Source organism: Rhizobium sp. WSM1328, assembly GCF_057653715.1.
In genome coordinates this window covers 285039-304842 of sequence record NZ_JBYGKO010000003.1, presented here as the reverse complement: position 1 = coordinate 304842, position 19804 = coordinate 285039, and the positions used below count along the sequence as shown (strand labels likewise).

18 protein-coding genes are annotated in these 19804 nt (G+C 61.3%); 4 read left to right on the top strand and 14 right to left on the bottom strand.

Annotation, left to right across the window (positions count from 1 at the left end):
• Positions 1-194: 194 nt before the first annotated feature.
• Together AC2444_RS29020 and mctP are read left to right on the top strand one after the other, a co-directional pair.
• Positions 195-392 (top strand): DUF3311 domain-containing protein, encoded by a 198-nt coding sequence (locus AC2444_RS29020; protein WP_003555492.1) that lies wholly within the window; start codon positions 195-197, stop codon positions 390-392.
• Positions 382-1857, top strand: a complete 1476-nt coding sequence (gene mctP, locus AC2444_RS29015; RefSeq protein ID WP_113544859.1) for a monocarboxylate uptake permease MctP — start codon at positions 382-384, stop codon at positions 1855-1857. The genes AC2444_RS29020 and mctP overlap by 11 nt, the downstream gene beginning before the upstream one ends.
• 90 nt (positions 1858-1947) lie before the next feature.
• On the opposite strand, the gene AC2444_RS29010 is transcribed toward mctP, so the two are convergent.
• The 13 genes from AC2444_RS29010 to AC2444_RS28950 all read right to left on the bottom strand — a co-directional run bounded on the left by AC2444_RS29010 (position 1948) and on the right by AC2444_RS28950 (position 16440).
• A complete protein-coding gene (locus tag AC2444_RS29010) occupies positions 1948-3909 on the bottom strand; it encodes a HAMP domain-containing methyl-accepting chemotaxis protein (protein ID WP_017997602.1) in 1962 nt (653 codons plus the stop codon).
• 525 nt (positions 3910-4434) lie between these two features.
• Positions 4435-5505, bottom strand: coding sequence for an LLM class flavin-dependent oxidoreductase (locus AC2444_RS29005; RefSeq protein WP_017997603.1), 1071 nt, complete (start codon positions 5503-5505; stop codon positions 4435-4437).
• Positions 5506-5567: 62 nt separating this feature from the next.
• Positions 5568-6941 (bottom strand): LLM class flavin-dependent oxidoreductase, encoded by a 1374-nt coding sequence (locus tag AC2444_RS29000; protein ID WP_128449419.1) that lies wholly within the window; start codon positions 6939-6941, stop codon positions 5568-5570.
• Between the two features lie 35 nt (positions 6942-6976).
• On the bottom strand, positions 6977-7726 hold the full coding sequence (locus AC2444_RS28995) for an ABC transporter ATP-binding protein (RefSeq protein WP_003555499.1): 750 nt from the start codon (positions 7724-7726) through the stop codon (positions 6977-6979).
• Positions 7702-8592 carry an ABC transporter permease gene (locus AC2444_RS28990; protein WP_003555500.1) on the bottom strand — a complete coding sequence of 297 codons (891 nt, stop codon included), beginning with the start codon at positions 8590-8592 and terminating at the stop codon, positions 7702-7704. The genes AC2444_RS28995 and AC2444_RS28990 overlap by 25 nt, the downstream gene beginning before the upstream one ends.
• A gap of 34 nt (positions 8593-8626) precedes the next feature.
• Entirely contained in the window at positions 8627-9652 is a 1026-nt protein-coding gene (locus AC2444_RS28985) for an ABC transporter substrate-binding protein (RefSeq protein ID WP_003555501.1), read from the bottom strand.
• A 324-nt stretch (positions 9653-9976) separates the two neighbouring features.
• Positions 9977-10315 carry a hypothetical protein gene (locus AC2444_RS28980; RefSeq protein WP_128449420.1) on the bottom strand — a complete coding sequence of 113 codons (339 nt, stop codon included), beginning with the start codon at positions 10313-10315 and terminating at the stop codon, positions 9977-9979.
• Between the two features lie 95 nt (positions 10316-10410).
• Positions 10411-11508, bottom strand: coding sequence for an ABC transporter substrate-binding protein (locus AC2444_RS28975; protein WP_003555503.1), 1098 nt, complete (start codon positions 11506-11508; stop codon positions 10411-10413).
• Between the two features lie 51 nt (positions 11509-11559).
• Positions 11560-12600 carry an ABC transporter permease gene (locus tag AC2444_RS28970; RefSeq protein WP_003555504.1) on the bottom strand — a complete coding sequence of 347 codons (1041 nt, stop codon included), beginning with the start codon at positions 12598-12600 and terminating at the stop codon, positions 11560-11562.
• Positions 12601-12618: 18 nt separating this feature from the next.
• Positions 12619-14115, bottom strand: a complete 1497-nt coding sequence (locus tag AC2444_RS28965) for a sugar ABC transporter ATP-binding protein (RefSeq protein WP_128449421.1) — start codon at positions 14113-14115, stop codon at positions 12619-12621.
• Positions 14116-14221: 106 nt separating this feature from the next.
• Positions 14222-15115: an NAD(P)-dependent oxidoreductase gene (locus AC2444_RS28960; protein WP_128449422.1), complete on the bottom strand. Its 894-nt coding sequence runs from the start codon at positions 15113-15115 to the stop codon at positions 14222-14224.
• The gene (locus AC2444_RS28955) at positions 15105-15662 is read right to left on the bottom strand and encodes a gluconokinase (RefSeq protein ID WP_128449423.1); all 558 of its coding nucleotides are present in this window, start codon (positions 15660-15662) and stop codon (positions 15105-15107) included. The genes AC2444_RS28960 and AC2444_RS28955 overlap by 11 nt, the downstream gene beginning before the upstream one ends.
• A gap of 13 nt (positions 15663-15675) precedes the next feature.
• A complete protein-coding gene (locus tag AC2444_RS28950) occupies positions 15676-16440 on the bottom strand; it encodes an SDR family oxidoreductase (protein WP_128449424.1) in 765 nt (254 codons plus the stop codon).
• 135 nt (positions 16441-16575) lie between these two features.
• Between AC2444_RS28950 and AC2444_RS28945 the strand changes: the two genes are divergently transcribed.
• Positions 16576-17517 (top strand): 2-hydroxyacid dehydrogenase, encoded by a 942-nt coding sequence (locus tag AC2444_RS28945; protein ID WP_003555510.1) that lies wholly within the window; start codon positions 16576-16578, stop codon positions 17515-17517.
• A gap of 10 nt (positions 17518-17527) precedes the next feature.
• The gene (locus AC2444_RS28940; protein WP_017997608.1) at positions 17528-18559 is read left to right on the top strand and encodes an L-idonate 5-dehydrogenase; all 1032 of its coding nucleotides are present in this window, start codon (positions 17528-17530) and stop codon (positions 18557-18559) included.
• Positions 18560-18635: 76 nt separating this feature from the next.
• On the opposite strand, the gene AC2444_RS28935 is transcribed toward AC2444_RS28940, so the two are convergent.
• The gene (locus tag AC2444_RS28935) at positions 18636-19712 is read right to left on the bottom strand and encodes a LacI family DNA-binding transcriptional regulator (RefSeq protein WP_003555512.1); all 1077 of its coding nucleotides are present in this window, start codon (positions 19710-19712) and stop codon (positions 18636-18638) included.
• Positions 19713-19804 lie beyond the last annotated feature (92 nt).

Genomic DNA, 19804 nt, shown 5'->3' with positions numbered 1-19804 from the left:
AGGACTCCATCCACGGCTGGCCAAGTGCGAGCCGTTGGGAGGAATTCACATGCGTTACATCAGCTTCCGATCGGTCGGAAAACCTCGAGCGACCCGAGCCGGGCCTGCCGCGGCCGCCGGCTGACAGACCTGCCTTCCACGCCGACAACTGGAACATGGCGACCGCCGACGCGGCGCCTGAAAGGTATCCCGACATGGAAAAACCACGTAGCAAGGCAGCGCTCTGGCTGCTTGTCATTCCCTATCTAGGTCTGCTCTGGCCACCATTTTACAATGTCCGCGAGCCATCTCTTTTCGGCTTTCCCTTCTTCTATTGGTATCAGCTTCTCTGGGTGCCGATCACCGCAGCGCTGACCTGGATCGCCTATCGGAGCACTCGCCATGACGACTGACATCAACGGCACGGCGCTTGCCGTCTTCATCTTCTTTTTCGTGCTCGTCACCGTCATGGGCTTCGTTGCCTCTCGTTGGCGTAAGCCGGAAACGCTGGCGAGTATAGACGAATGGGGCCTCGGCGGACGCAACTTCGGCACATGGATCACCTGGTTCCTGGTCGGCGGCGATTTCTATACCGCCTACACCGTGATCGCTGTCCCGGCGCTGGTCTACACGGTCGGCGCCTACGGCTTCTTCGCGCTGCCCTACACCATCGTCGTCTATCCCTTCGTCTTCATGGTCATGCCTGTGCTGTGGAAACGCGCCAAGGATTTCGGCTATGTGACGGCTGGCGACGTGGTCCACGGTCAATATGGATCGCGCGGGCTCGAACTTGCCGTGGCGGCAACAGGCGTCATCGCCACCATGCCCTATATTGCCCTCCAGCTCGTCGGCATGACGGCGGTGCTGAAGGCGCTCGGGCTGCATGGCGAATTGCCGCTGGCGATCGCCTTCATCGTGCTGGCGCTCTACACCTACTCCGCGGGCCTTCGCGCGCCGGCGCTGATTGCCTTCGTCAAGGACATCATGATCTATATCGTCGTGATCGCCGCCGTCGCACTGATCCCGTCGAAACTCGGAGGTTACGCGAATGTCTTCGCCTCGGCCGATGCGGCTTTCCAGGCCAAGGGTTCCGGCAACCTGCTGCTCGGCGGCAATCAGTATGTCGCCTATGCCACGCTCGCCTTGGGTTCGGCGCTCGCGGCCTTCATGTATCCGCATACGCTGACCGGCATCTTTGCCTCCAACAGCGGCAAAACGATCCGCAAAAATGCGATCATGCTGCCCGCCTATACGCTGCTGCTTGGCCTGCTGGCCCTGCTCGGCTATATGGGGCATGCCGCCAACCTGAAGCTCGACAGCGCCAATGACGTCGTTCCGACGCTGTTCAAGACGCTGTTTTCAGGCTGGTTCTCAGGCTTTGCCTTTGCGGCGATCGCCATCGGCGCGCTGGTGCCGGCGGCAGTGATGAGCATCGGCGCCGCCAACCTCTTCACCCGCAATTTCTGGAAAGCCTATGTCGATCCTGATGTCAGCGATGCGGGCGAGGCGAAGGTCGCAAAGATCACCTCGCTCGTCGTGAAGATCGGGGCGCTTCTCGTCATCATCTTCCTGCCGACGCAATTCGCCCTCGACCTGCAGCTACTCGGCGGCATCTGGATCCTGCAAACGCTTCCGGCCCTGGTCTTCGGCCTGTACACTAACTGGTTCCGTGCACCAGGCCTGCTTGCCGGCTGGTTCGTCGGCTTCGGCGGCGGCACTTTCCTGGTCTGGGATGCTGGTTGGAAGCCTCTGCATCTGATCAGCCTCGGCGGCGAGCCCTTCACCGTCTACACCGGACTGCTGGCGCTTGCGGCCAACATCGCGGTTGCGGTCGTGGTCAACGCCTTGCTTCCGGCCAAGGCTCCGGCCCGGGCATAAGATGCAAATGCGAAGGGCAGCAAACGCTGCCCTTCGCAAGAATCATACGGCTCTGCTTTCCAGTATCAGCCGGAAAGAGATCAGAGCGACTTAAAACTCTTCCCAATCGCCGGCCAATGCCGCATTCCCATTCGTCTGGAACGACTTGCCCACTTTGGCAATCATCTGACGCGCGGGCGAGGGCGCCGGTTGAGCGCGAGGCGCTGCGGCAGCGGGCGGCGATACGCGTTTCGGTGCCACCGCTCCGCCAATGTTGAACTGGCCCAGCAGCTGGAACAGCGCGTCGGCTTCCTTGGCAAGGTTATGAGCCGCCGCTGTGGCTTCTTCAACCATGGCGGCGTTCTGCTGTGTGCCCTGATCCATCCTGTTGACGGCGGTATTGATCTCTTTCAGCCCGGTCGCCTGCTCTTGCGAGGCGCCGACGATGGCGCCTACATTGCCGTCGACCTGCTGTACCTGCTCGGCAATCTCCTTCAGCGCCTTTCCGGTCTCGCCAACCAGGGCAACGCCGCTTTTGACGTGGCCATTCGAAGCGTTGATCAGTTCCTTGATTTCTTTTGCCGCCTTGGCAGAACGTTGCGCCAATTCACGCACTTCCTGAGCCACGACGGCAAAGCCCTTGCCTGCGTCACCGGCACGGGCGGCTTCGACGCCGGCATTCAGCGCCAGCAGATTGGTCTGGAACGCGATTTCATCGATAACGCCGATGATGCTGCCGATTTCGGTGGCGGAGGATTCGATCTTGCCCATGGCGTCGACCGCATCCCGAACGACGCTGCCAGAGCGCTCCGCGCTGTCCTTGGTTTTGCGAACGAGCTGGCCGGCTTCCTGGGCCTTGTTGCTCGAGTCGGCAACGGTGGTCGTAATCTCTTCCAGAGCAGCGGCGGTTTCCTCGACCGAGGCTGCCTGCTGTTCGGTCCGCTTGGCGAGATCGTCCGAGGCAGAGCGGATCTCCTGTGCACCGCCCGCGATGGCGCTGGCGTTCTGAGCAACCTTCTGCATGGCGGCACGGAGCTTTTCGACCGCGGAATTGAAGTCGGCTCTGAGCTTTTCCAGGGACGGAATGAACGGAGTGCCGATCTGCTGTGTAAGGTCGCCATCAGCCAGCGCCTGCAGCGCGTCGCCAAGCTGGCCGACAGCCTTGTCCGTCTGTTCGGCGAGCGTACGGCGTTCATCGGCATCCTGCTCGAGCCGATGCCGCTCCGACACGGCTCGCTTCGCCTCAGCGTCGGCTTCCCGTTCGGCCTTTGCCGAAATTGCGTCGCGCAGCCCCGCTACCGCCCGCGCAAGCTTGCCGATCTCGTCGCCGCGCGCTTCGAGGCGACGATCGCCGTTAAGATTGCCGTCGGCCATCGCTTTCAGCGAAAGCTGAAGTTTTGCCAGCGGGCCGACGATCGTGCGTGCGGTCACGGCGGCGGCAACCAGTGAAAGAACAGCCGCAATGCCAAGCGCGGTCAGGGCCAATGGCTTGAAGCCGCTTGCCGTGCTGCGAACCTCGCCGCCAATCGATTTGTTCAGCGCTTCCTGGTAGTCGATGAATTTGTTGATGGCGCCAAGCCAGGCAACGAAGGCCGGCCGGGCCTGTTCGAGCAGGATCTTGCGAGCGGCCTCGCCGTCGCCTTTCTCCTGCAGCGCAATGATCTGGGCGACCAAAGGATTGGTCTTCGCCTGGATGTCTGCAATCTCACCGAGAATGGTCTTTTCCTGTTCCGTCGCGCCGGCCGGAGAAGCAACCATATCCGCCATGCGCTTTTCATTCTCCGCGTAAGACGCTGCCAGCTTTTCGATCAATGCCTCGGCGGTCTTCCGTTCATCGTCAGACGTCACCAGAGTGACGTCGCGAATAGCGATCGCCCGGTCATGCACGCTGCCGCGATAGTTGATGGCAAACCGCTGCTTCACGCTGTTGACGTCGTTGATGGTTCCAAGCTTATCGTTGATCTGCGCAACTTTTTCCGTCGAATAGATGGTCAAGCCGACCATCAGCAAAAGGAGAACGCTGAAGCCAAGCGCCAAGCGCGCCACAACCCCGAAACTCATGATATTCTTCATATGCACTCTCCCCTCGCGCTGAGGTTTGTTGGAAGGATGTCTCGGCAGCCAGGATTGCTTGTCATATCTCGTTCGAATGCAGAGCCTCGGTGTCTCCGAGTGCATCCGACAGGCACCTCGGTGCCCGGAATCGCGCTTGAGATACGGGACATCCGTCAAAGCAATAAAAGCCGATTTCATGCGAAATTCGGGCGCCTGACCCGCCATCATGGCGGAGCTGACGAACCTCAAAGAACGTCGTCCCGATATCCAAAAAATTAGCGGAATATATTTTAGAGAGTGTAAACGGACCCGACGGAGCATGCTATATCGCCATATCTGGATAGCATTTGCGTTTTTCGGATGGACTATTTGAGGAGCGCTCTCCCGGTGGTTGCGAAATCCTCGGACTCCCCTGCATAACAAGGCGCTGCGGCTTGCCTGCGACTAGCCGACGCCGTTCTGGCATCGGCTAGTGATTTGCCGAAAGGTCTCGGCAGTTGGCATGAGTTGCAGCTGCGGTGCCGCAGCTCTGGTGCTCCCGCCTCAGCTACGTAGCAGCGGAAGCAGCTGATCGCCCTGCCGCTTGATTTCGGAGAGATAGGGCGTGTCGGACAGCACGAAGTGGGTGATGCCGAGATCCTGGTATTTGCGCAGCGAGCGGGCGACGTCTTCCGCCGACCCGACCAGCCAGGTGGTGCCGGCTCCGCCGCCGCCGAATTTGCCCGGCGCGGTATAGAGGTTGTCGTCGAGGACGTCGCCGCGCTCGTGCAGATCGAGCAGCCGCTGCTGGCCGACGGCGAGCACCCGCTGGTGATCGTGCCAGCCGCTGCCCTTGCTTCTCGCCATCTCGGCGACCTTCGCCTCGGCGTCGGTCCATGCCTGTTCCGTGGTGTCGCGGACCAGCGTCGTGATCCGCAGGCCGAACTCCAGCGGCGGGAGGTCGCGGTCCAGCTCCCCGCTCAACGCCTTGAGCCGCGCGATCCGTTCGCGGACACCCTCGAGCGGCTCGCCCCAGAAGAGCTGGACATCGGCCTCGGTGGCGGCCACCCGCTCGGCCGCCTCCGAAGCGCCGCCAAAATAGAATTTGGGGTGCCGACGGTCGTCGCGAACCTGGATGCGTGGCACCACGGTGGATTCAGCGACCCGGAAGTTCTCGCCCGCGGATGTGACGTTTTCTTCGGTCCATAATCTGCGGACCAGCCGCATGAACTCCTTGGTCCTGGCATAACGGTGTGCCTGATCACCCTCGCTGTCGCCGTAGGCAGCCAGGTTGTCCTTGCCAGACACGATGTTGATCCGCACGCGGCCGCCAGTCAGATGGTCCAGCGTCGCCGCTGCGGAAGCGAAGTTCGCCGGTCGCCAATAGCCTGGGCGGATCGCAATGAGCGGCTCGAATGTGGTGGTCCGGGCGGCGAGCGAGGCCGCAACGGTGAACGTGTCGGGGCGGCCCCAACCGGTGCCGATGAGCGCGCCCTTCCAGCCATGCTCTTCCAGCGCCCTTGCTTGGCTGGTCAGCGTATCCAGGCTGTTGTGGTTCTCGACGGCGGAATCACCGCGATGACCGGCTTTGACGTCGTTCGGAATATACCAGAGAAATTCGGAATTATTGCTCATGCGATGCTGCGGTTCTGTGTGTGATTGGAACAAAACGAGGGGGAGGAGGGCCCCTCTAGAGATCATACGGCTGCCTGCGCCTGCTGCTGCCCCGCCTGAACCACAAAGCCATTTGGCGGGCGTTGAAGGCCAAGGTTTTCCCGCAGCGTCGTGCCTTCGTATTCGTGCCGGAACAGGCCGCGCTTGCGCAGGATCGGGACGACCTGATCGACGAAATCGGTCAAGGCGGTGGGCAGGATCGGCGGCATGATGTTGAAGGCGTCGGCAGCACCGTTCTCGAACCAGCTTTGCATCGCATCGGCGATCTGCTCGGGTGTTCCAACCACCGTCCGGTGGCCACGAGCGGTGGCGACCGCCAGATAGAACTGGCGCAGCGTCAGATTGTTGCGCGATACCAGATCGGAAACCAGCTTGAGGCGGCTTTTGTTGAGTTCGGTATTATCAGGCAGGGGAGGGGCGGGATCGTCCAGCGAGTAGCCGGAAAGATCGACGCCCTTGTAGTGGCGCGCAAGGATATTCCAGGCGATGGAGGGATGAACCAGCGATTGGAGATGGTCGTAATTCGCCCGGGCTTCCGCTTCCGTGCCGCCGAGCACCGGGAATATGCCGGGACTGATCAGCAGTTCGTCCGGCCGGCGTCCGTAGCGGGCGAGCCGCCCTTTGACGTCGGAATAGAATTCTTGCGCATCCTCGAAGGTCTGGTTGGCAGTAAAGATCATCTCGGCGGTGCGGGCGGCAAGTTCGCGCCCCGGTTCCGATGCGCCGGCCTGCACGATGACAGGATAGCCCTGCACCGGGCGGCCGACGTTGAGCGGACCGGCCACCGAGAAGAACTTGCCCTTGTGATCGACGAGATGCACCTTGTCAGGATCGAGATAGACCCCGCTTTCCTGGTCGCGGATAAAGGCATCGTCCTCGTAGGAATCCCACAGGCCCTTCACCAGATCGACGAATTCCTCGGCCCGCTCATAACGATCGGCATGGGCAGGATGGCCCGCGATTGAAAAATTCTTCGAAACATCCGCACCCGTCGTGACGACGTTCCAGGCGGCGCGACCCTTGGAAATATAGTCCAGCGACGCGAACCTGCGGGCGAGAAGGTAGGGGTCCTCGTAGGTCGTCGATGCCGTGGCGACGAAGCCGATATGTTTGGTCACCTGGGAGAGGGCCGCCCAGAGGGTCAGCGGCTCGAAATGCGCGCCCTGGGCGGTGCGACGAAGCGCTTCGGGATCCTTGGCGCGGTCCCATCCAGCCGGACTGTCGGCGACGAAGACGAGATCGAATTTGCCGCGTTCGGCGGTCTGGGCGAGCTCGCGGTAGTGATCGATATTGAGGCCGGCATCGGCCTGTGCCTGCGGATGGCGCCAGGCGGCGATATGATGGCCGGTCGCCATGATGAATGCGCCAAGCCGCATTTGCCTTTTCGATATGCTCATTGGCTTATCCTCATCAAATTGAACTGTTGCTGATGTCAGGCGGCCTTGCGGCCCGGAAGCTCGACCCCGAGCCGGCTGAGGAGATGGATGCGGGTTTGAGCAAAGCGCGGATCGCCGTGATCACGCGGCGTCGGCAGATCGATCTTGAGATCCTCGATGAGGCGCCCTTCGTCGAGAACCAGTATCCGGTCGGCCAGCGAAATCGCCTCATCGACGTCGTGGGTGACGAGCAGCACGGCAGGACGATGTCTTGCGCACAACTCCCGCAGCAGATCGTGCATTTTCAGCCGGGTCAGTGCGTCGAGAGCGCCGAACGGCTCATCGGCGAGAAGCAGGGCCGGTTCGCGCACCAGCGAACGGGCAAGCGCGACCCTCTGCTGCTCGCCACCCGAAAGCTGGTTCGGCCACGCCGTTTCCCGACCTGCAAGTCCTACCTCCGCCAAAGCCTTCCGCCCGGCCTCCTGGCCGGAGGCGCCGGTCAAGCCGAGCGTGACGTTCTGGATGACGGTGCGCCACGGCAGCAGGCGGGCATCCTGGAAAACCACCGAAAGGCTCTCCGGCGTCTCGAGGGTGCCCGTTCCCTCGACACCGTGATCGAGACCGGCAAGAGCCCTGAGGAACGTGCTTTTGCCGGAGCCGCTGCGGCCAAGCAGGGCAACGAATTCGCCTTCCTCGATATCGAGATCGACGCCGTCGAGGATCGTCTTCGTCGCAAACCGCCGTGCGAGGTCTCGCACGTGGACGGCTTTGTTTGCGGGCTTCAGTTTGCCAGGGTGCGGCGCCATGAGAGTGCCCTCCGTTCAAGCAGGCGGACGAGACCGTCCGAGACGAGACCGAGCAGCACATAGACCACCAGGCCGACGAGAATGACATCGGTCTGCCCGTAATTTCGGGCAAGATCGATCATGTAACCGAGCCCGCTGGTGGCGTTGATCTGCTCGACCACGACGAGAGAAACCCAGCAGAGGGTGACGGCAAACCGCAGACCCAGAAGGAAACCCGGCAAAGCACCCGGCAGCACGACCTGAAGGATGAAGTCCTTCTGGCCCATCCGCAGGGTTTCGGCCAGCTCGACATAACGGCTGTCGATGCTGCGGAGCGCGTTGTGGGTGTGGATATAAATCGGCACGATCACGGCAAGCGCGATGGTCGTAACCTTCATGCTCTCGCCGATGCCGAACCACAGGATCAACAAAGGGATCAGGGCCAGCGTCGGTATCGCGCGCTTGATCTGCACCGGCCCGTCGATCAGGGCTTCGCCGATCCGGGAAAGGCCGGCGATCAACGCCAGGATCGTGCCGATCAGCAAACCGATGCTAAGGCCGAGCAGGGCGCGTGTCGCCGACGTCACGAAGTTATCCTGCAGGCGACCCTGCTCAATGAGCCTTACGAAAGCCTCGGCCACCGTCCACGGCGCCGACAGGATACGCGGGTCGATCCATCCGAGCGCCGAGCCGACGACCCAGGTCAAGACGAGTAATGCCGGCCCGATCTGCAGTCCGAAAGGGATCGCCGGTCCGGGGCCTAACCTGCGCCTGGCTCGCGGGCCAACGGAGCCAGCCGGTTTTACCAGGCGAGAACCTGCCCGCACAATTCTACCGCCGGACGACCGCGACAGTTTCGCCTCATCTGCATCCCAAGTGGTTGCCATGCTTCAAATCTCCTCTCCGAAGGGGTGTCGAGCGTTACTGGCTCTTGGCCAAGGCCGCGGCGCCGAGCTTTTCGAAGCGATTGTCGAAAATCTGCTCCACATTGAGGGGCTTGTTGCCGAGCTCGTCTGCCAGTAGATCGATGGTTTCCTGGTGGCGCTTCTTCACTTCGCTCCAATCGCTGGGAACGACCTGTTCGCCGGTCAGCTTGACGAGATATTCCCCGTCCTCCTGGCTCAACCCCTGCTGACCGACGTAATATTCCTTGATCCAGAGGTCCGGGTTCCGGTTCACCCATTCGGTGGCGCGTGCCCACAGGCCGACGTATTCGGCGAGAGCTGCCGCCTTGGCGGGATCATCCAGAACCCATTGCGGCGCATAAAGATGGCTCGGATCATCCCGCAGGCCATGTTCCACGAGGGTCGCGCCATCGGGTCCGTATTGGGTGATGTAGCGCCTGATGTAGACGCCGCCGAGCGGTGCGATGTCGACCTGCTTGCTCGCCAGTGCCTTCGGGTAGACGTCACTGGTACTCGGCAGTTCCACCAGAGTGACGTCGCCGCTCTTCAAGCCTGCGGCACGGAGGGCGCGTAGAACGAGCGTGCCCTGTGCCTGACCCGGGCTGAAGGCGATGCGCTTGCCGCGGAAGTCCGCGAGCGTCTTCACGGCCGCGCCTGGCGCGATGCCGAAGCGGTAGATCGGATTGGCGATCGGGTCACGGCGTTCGCGATAGGCGATGTTGCGGACGGGCAGATTGTTCCAGTTGGCGAAGATCGAAGGGATCTCGGCCACCGACCCGACGTCGAGTGCATGGGCGCGGAAAGCTTCCGACGTCTGCGGCCCGCCGCTGATATTGGCCCATTTGACCTCGAAACTGAGCTCCTTGCCGAGGCCGGACACTTCGAGCGCTTTCTGCGTGACCGGATCGCCGATCGTCAGCACTGTGCCCGGCGGCACTTTGGGAAGCAGGGGAGCGTCTGCCTCGGCTGCCGTCGGACCGTGAATGGCACTGAGACCAAGCAGACTGAACAACGCAATTTTGAATGTCTTTGCCAATGTCATCGTCGATCTTCCCGTTTCCGATTGCTGATTGCAGGAGCGATGCACGGTAAGATGGAATGTAATCTACTAAATCGATAGATTATTTAGTTTAATGAAAGTGGCGCTGGTGAAAAATTGTGCTCAAAAGGCGGGAAACCGAAACCACCGCGTCCGGCGCGTCGGCACGAGGGTCGATGTATCCAGGCGTGAAAAAAGCGCCTGGGACGTTCGTCCACGGCGCTTTACGGGGCCTTGTTTAACCCTGCTCTTGATAAAGGCTTGGCAGCAAACCGCAGTGACCGCCCTTCAGACGCCAAGCCGTCGCGGACGTCGGGATCGCCTGTGTCAGGCGCTATGCGGCGCGTATTCGTTGGCCGAGAAGACGTGATGATGCACCTTGCCAGTAAAGAGCTGCAGGAGTTCGCCGGTGACCTCACGGCTCTGCGACCGCACATCGGAGAGAAGTGCCGTGCTCACCGTGTCCATATCGGGATACCGAATGGCGAGCGCCATGGCATAGATCGGGGCGCCTTCGTCGCGCTCCATCCCGTCCAGCACCCGGATTTCCTCGGCGCCTGGAAATTTCGTCCAGAGAGGGACGAGCCGCTGCCGCACGAATTCGCGGAATTCCCGTTCTTTACCGGGATGGATTTCGCCTTCAAACAAAGCATAACGAATGATCATAGGTTCTCTTTTCCAAAACTCGCCGGAGCTGGATCGATGTTGGCGTGTTATCGTGAGGTCGGGGCGTATCGATCGATACGCCCCGATTGGAAGGGTTATTTGCCCCAGATTTTCTTGTATTGATCGCGATAGCCGTTGTCGGGATCGAAGCTGTTCTTCGGCCCACCGTCAAACTCGACGTTCTGGCTGGTCACCACATGGAGTGGCGACACGTAGCCGGACCATGGCGCTTTCGCAAAGGCGCGGTTCAATTCGTCGACGAGCTGCCAGCCTTGGAGGTTGAGCGGCTCGGCGACCGTGACGGCTTGGAATTGCTTGGCGCGGATACGCTGATAGGCGCTTTCCGAACCGTCGCCGGCGGCAACGTTCACCGGTTTTCCATCGCCTGCAATGCCGGCCGAGGCGAGCGACGGTCCCATGAAGTCGTAATAGAGGTCGTTGATCGCCAGCGAATGCGTCCACTTCGCGCCATACTTCTGTAGAAGCGACGTGGTCAGCTGCGGCATGCGCTGCGAGGTTTCGGCGATCGGCGTGTCGACATATTCGAGCACCGTGCCGCCGAGATCTTCGATTTCCTTCTTCATGCGATCGGCCTTGGCAATCGCGATCGCATAGGTGGAGTCGGTAAAGATGATGACGCCCGGCTTGCCGGCGGCATCGGCAAAGGCCCAATCCGCCGCGGACTTCGATACTTCCATCGCATCGGTAGTCACGTTTGCGAAGACACCGACTTCGGGAACCGGACCGACCGCCGAGGCAGCGTGCCAGGAAACCATCGGAATGCCGGCAGCCTTGGCTGCTTCCATCGCCGGCTTCTGCTCGACCGCGTCAAAGCCGTTGATGATGATGCCATCCGGCTTCAGCGCCATGGCCTGGCCGAAAGCCGCGGTCCGCCCGCCGATCGAGCCGGCGCCGTCAAGCGCCTTTACCGTCCAGCCGAGCGCGCCTGCCGCTTCCTGAACGCCATTGACCACGCCGAGGATGCCACCGTTTTTCATATCGCCGGCAAGAATGACGATGTTCTTTCCGGCAGCGCCCTTGGGGCCGCTCGTCGGGCCGTCCCAAGCGCTCACCTTGGAAGCATACTTTTCAACCACGGCCTTGGCATCGGCCATTGAATCGGCCCATGCCGGCATGCTGAGCATAACGGCGACGGTTGCGACCGTTGCCTGCAATAATGTTCTGCGCTTCATGTTCACTCCTCCATTTTGTTTGTTATGAAATGCCGGGATAAGCCGGCATCCTCATTTGGATGCGGGTGTGATCCTCCTCACAGCTCCGCGCTTGCGCTGGGCGTAGCCTGCGATGCCGATGGCAATCAGCAGGGTCACGCCGTTGAACAGCGGTTCGACGAAGAACGACCCGCCGAATTGCTGAATTCCTGATATTCCAACGGCCAGGATGATGACGCCGATCAAGGTGCCCCAGACGTTCACCCGTCCCGGCTTGATCGTCGTCGATCCGAGGAACGCGCCGACAAGCGCCGGCAGGAGATATTCGAGGCCGACGCTCGCCTGGCCGATGCGCAGCTTCGAGGCGAGCAGGACCCCGGTCAGGGCCGCAAGCAGCCCCGAGGTGACGAATGCGCCGATCACGAATTTGCGGACCGGAATGCCATTGAGGGCTGCAGCCTTCGGATTGGCGCCGATGGCGTAGAGATAGCGGCCGATCGGCAGGTATTCGAGCACGATCCACATGCAGATGGCGATCAGCAGCACATAGAAGCCGGTGATCGGAAGGCCAAACAGCATGGTGCCGTTCAGCGCATAGAAACCATCAGGCAGGACGCCGACCACCTGTCGGCCGCCGGTGTGCCAGAGCGCAAGCGCGTATAGGACCGTTCCGGTGCCGAGCGTCGCGATGAAGCTGTCGATCTTCGCAACCTCGACCAGCAGGCCGTTGATGCAGCCGGTCAGAACACCGAGTGCGAGCACGATGACGACCGCGACCGGCCAGGGCAGGCCGTAGGCCGTCTGCAGGCTGATGGCGAGAATGTGCCAAAGCACGATGCCATAGCCGACGGTCAGATCGATGCGACCCGATGCCATCGGGATCATCGCAGCCAGCGACAGAAGCGCGATGATAGCCTTGTCGGACACGATCGAGCGGACATTCAACACGGTCGGGAAAGTATCCGGCAGAAGGATCGAGAAGATCACGATCAGGCCGACGGTCAGGATCACCAGCCCGTAAACCGGGATCAGGCGTCCGATCTTCTGTCCCGTGGACAGACCCGCCATTTCGCTCTTGGTCGGCTCCAGGGCCGTGGATTCAATGGATTGCATGGCTGTTCTCCCGATGGCTCAAGCGGCTTCCGATGCGGATGCGGCCGTGATGACCGCCTCCGTCGTCAGAGCGCTTCCAGTCAGTTCACTGACGATTTTCCCGCGCGAGAAGACCAGCGCGCGGTGGCAGATATGGGCGATTTCCTCGAAGTCCGTCGACACCACGACAACCGCGAGACCGGCCTCGAGCGCCTGGGTGATCAGACGGTAGATCTCCGCACGCGCCCCAATGTCGACGCCGGCGGTCGGATCTTCGGCGACCAGCAGCTTGCGGCCGGTCGCCAGCCAGCGGCCGACGACCACTTTCTGCTGGTTGCCGCCCGACAGGGCCTCCACCGGCAGATCCGGGTCGTTCGGCCGTAGACCGACGGAATGGCCGATCTTATGGGCAAGGTCGGCTTCGCCGCGCGGCGACAGGAAGGACAAAAGCCCACGCCCGACGGCTCCCGGATTAAGGTAGGTATTTTCCCGAATGGACAGCGAGAGCGCCACGGACTCCTCCGTCCGGTCACGGGCAATCAAGCCGATGCCCGACGCCATTGCCCCTCGTGGGCTGGAAAGGTCGGGGGCCTCGTCATGCAGCAGAACCGAGCCGTTGAAGGGCTCGCAACCAAACAGGGCGCGGCCGATCCGTTCCTGACCGGCGCCACGCAATCCAGCCAGTCCCAGAAGCTCGCCCTCGCGGATATCGAAGGATATCGGGCCTGTGCCGGCGCAGACGAGATCGCGGACCTCAACGATCGCCTTGCCGGGCGTGATCGCCGTCTTGGAAAAGAGGCTGTCGCCGCTGCGGCCGATGATCATCGTCACCAGCTCCTCGGGGGTGGTCTCGCTGACGGGCTTCTGTCCCACCATGCATCCGTCGCGCAGAACCGCGACCCGATCGGCAATCCGGAAGATTTCGTCCAGCCTGTGGGAAACGTAGATCATCCCGACGCCACGATCCTTCAACGGACGGATCGCATTGAACAGCCGATCGACTTCATCGGCGGGAAGGCTCGCCGTCGGCTCGTCGAGCACCAGCACGTCGGCTTCGACGGCAAGTGCACGGGCGATGGCGACAAGCGACTTTTCGGTTCGCGACAATGCCGAGACCCGCGTCGTGGGGTCAAAGTCGCAACCGACCAGTTTCAAGGCTTCGTTGGCGCGCGCCTGCGTCCTTCTCCAATCGATGAGGCCGCGACGCATCGAGAAGCCCTGCGACAGGCCCATGTTCTCGCCGACCGTCATCCACTCGATCAAACCGAGATCCTGGTGGATGAAGGCAACCGGCTGCCGCTCGTTCGGCTTCGGGGGACGATGATGGTAGCTCTGGCCGCGAAACAGGATGTCGCCGCTATCGGGCTTGTAGATGCCCGCAAGTGTCTTGATGAGCGTCGATTTGCCGGCGCCGTTTTCTCCCAGCAGCGCGAGGATTTCTCCTTCGCGCAGGTCAATCGAGACGTCGCGCAGCGCCTGCGTTCCGCCGAAGCTCTTGGTGATCGACTGGAATTCCAGCAGTCTCTTGGCTTCCACTGTGGCTCCTCCCAAAGCTGCGGTTTTCATGGGTGTATGTTATCGATAACATTTATGCGTGGTCAAGCGGAAAGATGGCGATCCCGAATTTAACTGGAGATTGGCGTCAGTCGGTTTGGAATCCGTCGAGAAGGCGCATCATCTCGGCCGAGTCTTTTGGCCCAAGCCCGGCAGCGCAGAGCAGACGGTGAATCTCGACCACCGAGCCAGTCATCGGCAGTGGCGTCTTCGTCTTCAGCGCAAAGGCTTGAAGCGAATCCAGGTCCTTCAACATGTTGTCGATTCTGCCTGTCGGCGAGAAATCCCGGGCGGCGAATTTCGCCATGAATTCCTGCAATATGCGGCTATCCGCCCTGCCGCCGGCAAGGGCGGCCGGAATGGCGGCCGGGTCGACGCCGCCGGCTTCAGCGAGCTTGACCGCCTCCGCGACGGCCTGAAACAGCACGGCGCAAAACAATTGATTGATCAGCTTCGTAGTCTGCCCCGCGCCGGATACACCCATCAGCGTGTAATTGGTGGCAAGATGCCGCATCACCACGCGTGCCCGTTCGAAATCCTCAGAGCTGCCGCCGGCCATAATCGTCAGGCGTCCGCTCAGCGCACCTGGCACGCCGCCGGAAAGCGGGCAATCCACCCATGCCATGCCGGTTTCTCGACGCAGCCGCGTCGCCATGTCGGCCGTGTCGGCCGGGTCGATCGAGGACATATCGATCAGCACCTTGTCGGCATCCGCCGCCGCCGCAACGCCCTTTTCGCCGAAGACGACAGCGCGGACGATGTTGGCGTGATTGAGGCTCAGCACACAAAATGCCGACCGTGAGACCGCTTCCTCCACGGAGCCGGCCGCGCGTGCGCCCTTGGCCTCTAAAGCCGCAACTTTTTCGGTGTCCAGGTCGAAGACGGAGACCTTATGCCCGGTTTCGATCAATCGGGTGACGATCGCCGTTCCCATGATGCCGGCACCGATGACGGCGACATCTGCTCTGTAGTCATCCTGCATGATAATCTCCTCCCTTGACGGCCATGCCGCTCAGTCCCTTGCAAGCCAGTGCCACGATATCATCCAACGCGTTATCGATCGCCACCGTCACGACATTAGCTTCACCGGTCGGCGGCTCCAGCGTCTGCAACTGGCTGTCGAGCAAAGTCGCGGGCATGAAATGGCCCTGACGGGCCTGCATCCGCGACAGCAACAGGTCGCGGGATCCTTCCAGGAAAACAAAGGCGAGATGCCCGTCCGCCGCTTGACTCAACCTGTCCCGATAGCTTCTCTTCAGCGCCGAACAGGAAATCACCAGCCCTTGCGATACTTTTTGCGCGGTCCTTATTTCCTCGCCGATCCGGTCAAGCCACGGCAGGCGGTCGTCGTCGGTTAACGGTATGCCCTGCGCCATCTTCTCGACGTTTTGAGCCGGGTGGAGCTGGTCGCCCTCCAGAAACGGCACGCCGTTTCGAGCGGCGAGATGCTCTCCAACCGAAGATTTACCGCAGCCGCTGACGCCCATGACGACGACGGCCAGAGGTGGCGCCTTTTTGTCGAAATCCATGGTCTCGTCTCTATCAGAGGCAGGTCGTGATACCGCCGTCGACATAGAGCGTGTGCCCGTTGATGAAGGACGATCCGCGGCCCGACAGGAAAACGGCGGCGCCGACCAGTTCATCGACATTGCCCCAGCGTCCGGCCGGCGTTCGCTTCTCAAGCCAGGACGAGAACTCGGGATTGTCGACAAGCGCCTGATTGAGCGGCGTCTTGAAATAGCCCGGCGCAATCGCGTTGATCTGCAGGCCGTACTTGGCCCAGTCGGCGCACATGCCGCGGGTCAGATTGCGCACCGCGCCCTTGGTCGCGGTGTAGGGAGCAATACCGGGGCGCGCCAGTTCGCTTTGCACGGAGGCGATGTTGATGATCTTGCCCTGTCCCCGGGCAATCATGGGTTTGGCCGCTGCCTGGCCGACGTAGAACACGCTCGAAATATTGGTGGTCAGCAGCAGCTCCCACTTGTCCGCCGGGAAATCTTCCAGCGGCGTGCGAAACTGCATGCCGGCATTGTTGATCAGGATGTCGAGCGGCCCGATATCGGCTTCGATTGCGTCGATACCCACTTTGGCAGCGTCCTTGCTGGTCACGTCGAAGATCGCCGCATGGGCAGACAGGCCTTCCTCCTTGAGGCTCTCGACCGCGCGGTTGACGCTTTCGGGCGTGCGGCCGTTGATGATGACTTCGGCGCCATACTGCGCCAGGCCTTCGGCCAGCGCATAGCCGATCCCCTGGCTCGAGCCGGTGATCAAGGCACGCCGTCCGGTAAGATCGAACAGGTTCTTCATGCAAATAACTCCTCCGGTTTCGCCGCGGGCGACGGCTTCAACTGCCGCTGACGGTGAAACTCACTTGACATCGCTTTTCCGAATTATATGTTATCGATAACATAATCAACTGTCAAAATGCGGGATGGAAACGGAATGCCTAAGGTAGAAATCTTGATGACCGGAGCTTATCCGGAATGGGACATGGTGGATCTGGAGGCGAACTACCGCATCCATCGCCTGTGGGAAGCGGCAGATCGGCACGAGCTGATCTCCAGGGTCGGCAAGGATATCCGCGCCATAGCGACCCGGGGCGAACTCGGAGCGTCCGCAGAGCTGATGGCGCAATTGCCGAAACTGGAAATTGTCTCCTGTTACGGCGTCGGCACCGACGCCATCGACCTGTCCTATGCCCGCGCCAACGGCATTCGCGTCACCAACACCCCTGATGTGCTGACCGAAGATGTCGCCGATATCGCCATCGGACTGCTGCTTGCGACGGCAAGGCAGGTCCCGCAGGCCGATGTTTTCGTCCGCTCCGGCCAGTGGGGCAGCGTCGCGATGCCGCTGGTGACGCGCGTCTCGGGCAAGAAGGTCGGGATCGCCGGCATGGGGCGGATCGGCAAGGCGATCGCCAGGAGGGCTGCCGCGTTCGGCTGCGACATCTCCTATTTCGCCCGCCATGATCACCAGGATGTTGCTTACGCCTACGAGCCCGACCTTGTCGCGCTTGCCGACTGGGCCGACTTTCTGATCGTCATCGTTCCCGGCGGGGAGGCGACCATGAAGATCATCAATGCGGAGGTGCTCAAAGCGCTCGGTCCGAACGGCATCTTGATCAATGTTTCGCGCGGAACGACCGTAGACGAAGAGGCGCTGATCGCAGCCCTTCAAGACCGCACCATTCAGGCTGCGGGCCTTGATGTCTTCCTGAACGAACCCAAGATCGATGCACGTTTCCTGACCCTCCAAAACGTCGTGTTGCAGCCCCATCACGGCTCTGGCACTGTCGAAACCCGCAAGGCCATGGGCAAACTCGTCAGAGACAATCTCGCTGCGCATTTTGCCGGTAGCGCTCTTCCAACTCCCGTCGTGTGAGGACCCCGATATGAAAGCCATCGTCATTCATGCCGCCAAGGATCTGAGGATCGAAGAGCGCGAGCCGGAGGTTGCGGGCGCCGGGCAGGTGGAGATTGCCATCGAAGCCGGCGGCATCTGCGGTTCCGACCTGCATTATTACAATCACGGCGGTTTCGGCACCGTTCGCCTGCGCGAACCGATGATCCTTGGCCATGAGATCGCCGGCACGGTCAAGGCGCTGGGTTCCGGCGTCGCCGATCTTGCCGTCGGAGACCGTGTCGCGGTTTCACCGAGCCGGCCGTGCAACCATTGCCAATATTGCTTGAAGGGGCAGCAAAACCATTGTCTCAACATGCGGTTCTACGGCAGTGCCATGCCGATGCCGCACATTCAGGGCGGCTTTCGCCAGCGGCTGGTGGCGGAGCGTTGGCAGTGCCACAAGGTCGCGGACGGCATTTCCATTCACGAGGCCGCCTTTGCCGAACCCTTTGCGGTGACGCTGCATGCGGCAAACCGCGCCGGGTCGCTGCTAGGCAAACGGGTGCTGGTCACCGGTTGCGGCCCCATTGGGATGTTGGCGATCGTCGCGGCGCGCGTCCTCGGCGCCCGTGAGATCGTCGCGACCGACGTGACCGACAGCGTTCTGGCGATTGCGCGCACCAGCGGCGCCGACCGAACGATCAATGTTGCCACGCATGCTTCCGACCTCGCGGCCTACAGTGCCGAAAAGGGATATTTCGATGTCATGTTCGAAGCGTCGGGAAATGAGCGGGCGGTGCGCTCGGGCCTAGAAACGCTTAAGCCTCGCGCTGTTCTCGTGCAGCTCGGCCTTGGCGGCGATGTTTCCATTCCGCAGAATATGATCGTTGCGAAGGAAATCGAGATGCGCGGCACATTCCGTTTTCACGAGGAATTTGCGCTCGCCGTCGAACTGATCAACGCGCGTCGCGTCGATCTGAAGCCGCTGCTGACAGGTGTCTTTAAGATTGAAGAGGCCGTCGCCGCCTTCGAATTGGCCGGCGATCGCAGCAAGTCCATGAAAGTCCAGATCGCCTTCTGACCGACTGCATGATCCTTGCAGCCATTCAAAGTGTTACAGCGCCGCGCATCCGAAAAGACGCGCCGCGCCGCAGTACTCAAGCTGTCGGTGCGCCGTTGCGGTCCGTGCTTTCGCGCAAGACAACCTTGTAGCCGGTCAACGTGATCTCATCGCCGGTCGCCTCGCCGGTATGGAGGGTATCCAGCAGGCGGGCGGCGGCCTGACGGCCGATGCCATAACAATCCACATTGATGGTGGTGATGCGCGGATGACAGATGGACGAGATCTCATAGTCGCCGAAACCGGCAATGGCGATGTCCCTTGGAACCTTCATTCCCCTGCGCGTGCATTCCATGATGGCGCCAAAGGCGGAAAGGTCGGAGACACAGAGAACCACTTCCGTGTCCGGCCAGCGTTCCAGCAGGCTGACGATCGCCTGGCCGCCCTGCTCCATGGTGATGGGCGGCACGCCGAAGGAAATCATTCGTCCCGGTCCGAGGCCCAGTTCTTCGACTGTTCTCTGGAAACCGCTTCGCCGCTGGCTGCCGCGCGTATCGCGCGCCGTCGTTCCACCGATATAGCCGAACTTCCGATATCCCTGACTGGCAAGCGTCCGCACCAACAGGGCCATCGCCTCGCTGTTGGAAAAGCCGACAACCTGATTGATCGGATCTTCCGGAAGCTCCCAGGTCTCGACAACGGGAATGCCGGCTTTTGCCAGCATGCGCCGCGCGCGCGCCGTATGCGAGCCACCGGTCAGGATGATGCCTTCCGGCCGGCGGCGCAGCATAGCCTCGATCAGTTCTTCCTCTTTCTCCGACGAATAGTCGGTATAGCCGAGGAGGAGCTGAAGGCCGGTATTTTCCAGTGCATCGGTCATGCCCCGCGCAGTGTCGGAAAAATTCGAATTGTTGATTGAGGGCACCAGGGCAGCGATGAAGCCGCTTCGCCTTGACGAAAGACTGCCGGCAGACAGGTCGAGCACATAACCGAGTGCGTCGACCGCCTCCATGATGCGCTTTCGGGTCTCCTCGGAAACGCTTGCGTCCTGGCGAAAGGCACGCGAAACGGTCATGGCAGAAACGCCGACATATTTGGCGACCTCCGCCATCGTCAGCTTTTGAGCGTCTCCCGGCTTGAGACGTTTGACTTTCGGCTCATCCTCGTTTTTCACTGGTCTCCGCTTTCAAACAAGCTTCCGAATTGGGTAGTTCAAGAGACGATAAAGTTATCGTTATCATCGTACAATCGATATTACTGCAAAAA